Genomic DNA, 4132 nt, shown 5'->3' on the forward strand with positions numbered 1-4132 from the left:
GGGCTGCGCCTGGTGGACGACGCGACCAGCTTCGGTGGGGTCCGCTCGACGGCGGAGCGGCGCGGGCGCTGGGGCGGGGACGCGGTCCCGGAGGGCTTCATCCGCTTCTCCGTGGGCGCCGAGGACCCCGAGGACCTGATCGCCGATGTGCTCCGGGCCCTCGACGGCGCGGGGCCCGTGGGCTGACCGGAGGCCCGTGGAACCGGCGGGCAGCCGCGCGCGTGCGGAACGGCGGCGCTCCGAACCTCCCCCCTCGTGGCTCGGGACGCCGCCGGTTCCACGCGCGGAGACCGCCTGAACAAGGCTAGTTGACTGTGCGTCAGTGTCCAATCACGGTAGCGACAGCAGCCTATCGACTTATTTATAGTTGGACGGTCCTGAGGCGCCGTCAGCCGGCCGCCTGAGTCGAACGGCCGCACGGCCGGGAGGGGGCGGGCATGGATCTGGCCCTGCTGCGCACCTTCGTCACGGTGCACCGGGCCGGTTCCTTCACGCGCGCCGCCGCTCTCCTCGGGCTCTCCCAGCCCGCCGTCACCAGCCAGATCCGCACCCTGGAGCGCCAGCTGGGGCGTCCGCTCTTCCTCCGGCAGGCCCGTGGAGTCACCCCCACCACCCTCGGGGACGAGCTGGCCCACCGCGCCGCCCCGCACCTGGACGCCCTGGTCGAGATCGCCGAGACCGGGCTGGGCGAGGAGGGCGGACTGCGCACCCTGCACGTCGCCGGCCCGCCGGAGCTCACCGCACTGCGGGTGCTGCCCGCGCTGACCCCGCTGGTCGCCCAGGGCCTCGCCGTCCGCGCCTCCTTCCTTGAGGACACCGAGGACATCCTCGACGGCCTCGCCGCCGGTCACCACGACCTGGCCGTCGCCACCGCCCGCCCGCGCGGGGGACTGCTCACCGCCACCCCGCTCTGCGACGAGGAGCACGTCCTGGTCGCCGCCCCGCGCTGGGCGGCCCGGCTCTCCCCCGACGTTCTGCTCCGCAGGGGCGCCGTGGTCCTGGAGCAGCTCCCGGTGGTGGAGGTCCACGAGTCGCTGCCGTTCGTCTCCCGCTACTGGGCCGCCGTCTTCGAGTCCAAGCCGACCGCGGCCGCGACCGTGATCGCCCCCGACCTGCGGGCCGTACGGGATTCGGCCGCCGCGGGCGCCGGCCTCGCGGTGCTGCCGCGCTACCTGTGCGAGGAGGCGGTGGCGGCCGGGCGGCTCGTGGCGCTCCTCGAACCGCCGGTGCCTCCCCTGCGCACGTACTTCCTGGTCGCCAGGACCGGCACGCTCTCCCTCGCGCATCTGGCGGGGGCGCACGAGGAACTGCTGCGGGTCGCCGGATCCTGGTGACTCCCGGGGAGCCCGGCGCGTTTCAGGACACCCGGAACGGGCCATTTTCTTCCCATGACCGAACGGCCCGTGGTCAAGCGCACCGCACGCGCCATCCTGCTCGACGGGGACCATCTGATCCTCATCAAGCGCACGAAGCCGGGGATGGATCCGTACTGGCTCACCCCCGGCGGCGGCGTGGAGCCCTCCGACAGCACCGTCGTCGCGGCCCTGCACCGCGAGGTGTACGAGGAACTCGGCGCCAAGATCACCGATGTGGTCCCCTGCTTCGTCGACACCGTCGAGCACATCGAGGACGGCGGCGTCTCCGGAGTGAAGGTCCAGCACTTCTTCGTCTGTCGGCTGGAGTCCATGGATCCGGCCCTCCGGCACGGGCCGGAGGTCGACGAACCGGTCGGTGAGTACGAGATCGTCCGCGTCCCCTTCAGCCGGGTCGGGATCGCCGCCGTACACCTCGTCCCGCTGTCCCTGCGCCACTACCTGGACGGCAACATCGAGGGCGTCCGCGCCATGCACGCCCCCGACCTCAGCTGACCCGGCTGCGCCAGGGCAGGCTCCGTGGGGAAGTCGTGGCGGATCCGCTCCGCGGCCACCCCCGCACCGCGCAGCACGTCGACGCCCCGCCGCACCATTCCCAGCGGGCCGGAGAGGTAGGCGTCACGTTCCTGCCAGGGACCGGCGCTCCGCACGGCCTCGGGGAGCCGGCCCCGCTCCCCGGTGACGGGGTGGACCGAGAGCCGGGGGAAGGTCTTCTGGAGTCGTGCCAGCGCGTCCATCTCGTAGAGGTCGTGGCCGTGGCGGGCCCCGTAGAAGACGTCGACCGGGCGGCGGTTCCCGTGCTCGGCGATGTCCTCGACGAGCGCCTTGATCGGGGCGATGCCCGTTCCACCGCCGAGGCAGAGCAGTGCGCTGTCGGCGGCGTGGTCGACCGTCATCGCGCCGGTCGGCGGACCGAGCCTCAGGACGTCGCCGGGTCGGGCCCGGTGCACCAGCGCCTGGGAGACCCAGCCGGCCGGGACGGCCTTCACGTGGAGGGAGAGCAGCCCGTCCGGGCGGGGCGCGGAGGCGAAGGAGTACGGGCGCCAGGTCCGCGGCCACCACGGCGTCTCCAGTGTCGTGTACTGGCCCGCGAGGAAGGGGTACGGCCGGTCGGGACGGAGGGTGATCACGGCGACGTCCGGGGTCCGCAGGTCGTGGGAGACCACCTCCGCCTGCCACCAGGCCGGCGCCGTCCTCTCGTCCTCCGCCGCCGCGTCGATCATGATCCGGGAGATCGTCGCGTACGCGCGGGCCCAGGCCGCCTCGGTCTCCGCGTCCCAGCTCGCGGTGGCGTACCGGGCGAGCGCGCCGGTCAGCGCCTCGCCGACGGCCGGGTACTGGTCGGCCCGGGTGCCGTACTTGCGGTGCCCCTTGCCGAGGGCCGTCAGGTACGCGGTGAGGGCCGGCGCGTCGTCCAGGTGCCCGGCCGCCGCCAGGAGCGCCGCGAGGAGCCGGTCCCGCTGGGTGTCCATGGCCGGGGGGAACATGTCGCGCAGTTCGGGGCGGCGCAGGAACAGGAGCGCGTAGAAGTAAGAGGTCACCCGGTCGGCGATCGGCTCGATCTCCGCCAGGCTGCGGCGGACGAGCTCCGCGTCGCGGGTCGGCATGGAGGTGCCGTCCGCTTCGGCCGGCCCGGAGGTGGCCGCCGGCCGGAAGGAATCCGCGGGGAAGGGGGTGTCCACCGCCCCCGGAGGGACCGCCGTCGGGCCGCCCTCCACCCGGGGAGCCTTCGCTATTCGGGCCTCCACCTCCGTCGGGGTGGCCGGAGCATTCATCATGTGCCTCGCCTCGCGCAGCCGGATTCCTTGATCGCAGCCTGCGGGGCGCAGCCCCTCGTGCGGACGGAAAGCGCTGTTCTCGGCACATAGGGCCGGGTTTCCGGCTAGGCTCCGCCGTTTCGGATCAGCGCGTAGGCCTCCCGCAGGTCGCCGCCCGTGTAGGTGTGCCGGGACAGACCGGCCAGGTGGCGGTCGGCGTTCACGGCCACGGTGTGCGGGACGGCGGCGAAGAGAGCGGCGTCGGACATGGAGTCCCCGTAGGCCACGCAGTCCTCGAACCCGACTCCGTACCGGGCGCACAGGTCCCGCGCGATCCGGACCTTGGCGGCGGCGTCGAGGATGCCGGGGCGGTGGATCGGCGCGGTGAAGGGCACGGCGGGCCAGGCCGAGCCGTGGGTCGTGTGGACGCCCCAGTCGAGCAGGCGCTCGACGAAGAAATCCGGGGAGAGGGAGATGACGGCGGACCGCTCACCCCGTTCACGGATGTCCGACCAGACCTCACGGATACCGTCCAGCCAGGGCGCTCCCTCGAAGGCCGCGGTGACCTTCTCGGGGGTGAGTCCGGCCCAGAGCGCATGGGCCCGGACGGCGAACTCGTCGGGCGCGAGGCCTCCCAGGAATCCCTTCTCCAAGGCCGCGATCTCCTCGGAGAGGTTCAACTGCCGTGAGATCTCCACGGCGGCCGCGGAGCCTCGGATCAGGGTGCCGTCCAGATCGAACAGGTGCAGTTTCACGTGAAACATCGTCCGGGCGGCAGACGAAGGAAGCAATGAGCCCGTCCCGCGGCCTCCGGCACGGCCCGACACGAATCGTGTAAAGGGGTGGACGGAAGATCAACGCGTCGGACAGCCTGGACGCCATGCCGACTTCCGCCGCGCCGCTCGCCCAGCTCCCCATCCGCCGCCTCACTCCGCAGGACCTGCTCGCCTGCGCCGACCTGGCCGCGAACCGGGGCTGGCCGCGCGAGGAGCACAAGTGGGG

Annotated in this window: 4 protein-coding genes and 2 pseudogenes; 4 read left to right on the plus strand and 2 right to left on the minus strand. The window is 73.1% G+C overall.

Going from position 1 to position 4132, the window contains the following annotated elements; genetic code table 11:
- The 3 genes and pseudogenes from RIF68_RS29505 to RIF68_RS29515 form a co-directional block, all read left to right on the plus strand.
- Window positions 1-186, plus strand: a pseudogene (locus RIF68_RS29505) (cystathionine gamma-lyase); the annotation flags it as partial.
- Window positions 187-437: 251 nt separating this feature from the next.
- Complete coding sequence (locus RIF68_RS29510; RefSeq protein ID WP_309054339.1) at window positions 438-1334, plus strand: LysR family transcriptional regulator; 897 nt, start codon at window positions 438-440, stop codon at window positions 1332-1334.
- 54 nt (window positions 1335-1388) lie between these two features.
- Window positions 1389-1868: an NUDIX hydrolase gene (locus RIF68_RS29515; RefSeq protein WP_309054340.1), complete on the plus strand. Its 480-nt coding sequence runs from the start codon at window positions 1389-1391 to the stop codon at window positions 1866-1868.
- Here the strand turns inward: RIF68_RS29515 and RIF68_RS29520 are convergent.
- The gene (locus RIF68_RS29520) at window positions 1811-3151 is read right to left on the minus strand and encodes a globin domain-containing protein (protein ID WP_309054341.1); all 1341 of its coding nucleotides are present in this window, start codon (window positions 3149-3151) and stop codon (window positions 1811-1813) included. The genes RIF68_RS29515 and RIF68_RS29520 overlap by 58 nt on opposite strands.
- 104 nt (window positions 3152-3255) lie before the next feature.
- Window positions 3256-3894 carry an HAD-IB family phosphatase gene (locus RIF68_RS29525; RefSeq protein ID WP_309054342.1) on the minus strand — a complete coding sequence of 213 codons (639 nt, stop codon included), beginning with the start codon at window positions 3892-3894 and terminating at the stop codon, window positions 3256-3258.
- A 116-nt stretch (window positions 3895-4010) separates the two neighbouring features.
- On the opposite strand from RIF68_RS29525, the pseudogene RIF68_RS29530 reads away from it, so the two are divergent.
- A pseudogene (locus RIF68_RS29530) lies at window positions 4011-4132 on the plus strand (GNAT family N-acetyltransferase); the annotation flags it as partial.

The sequence above is a fragment of the Streptomyces sp. genome, from assembly GCF_031178505.1.
Taxonomy (GTDB): domain Bacteria; phylum Actinomycetota; class Actinomycetes; order Streptomycetales; family Streptomycetaceae; genus Streptomyces; species Streptomyces gulbargensis.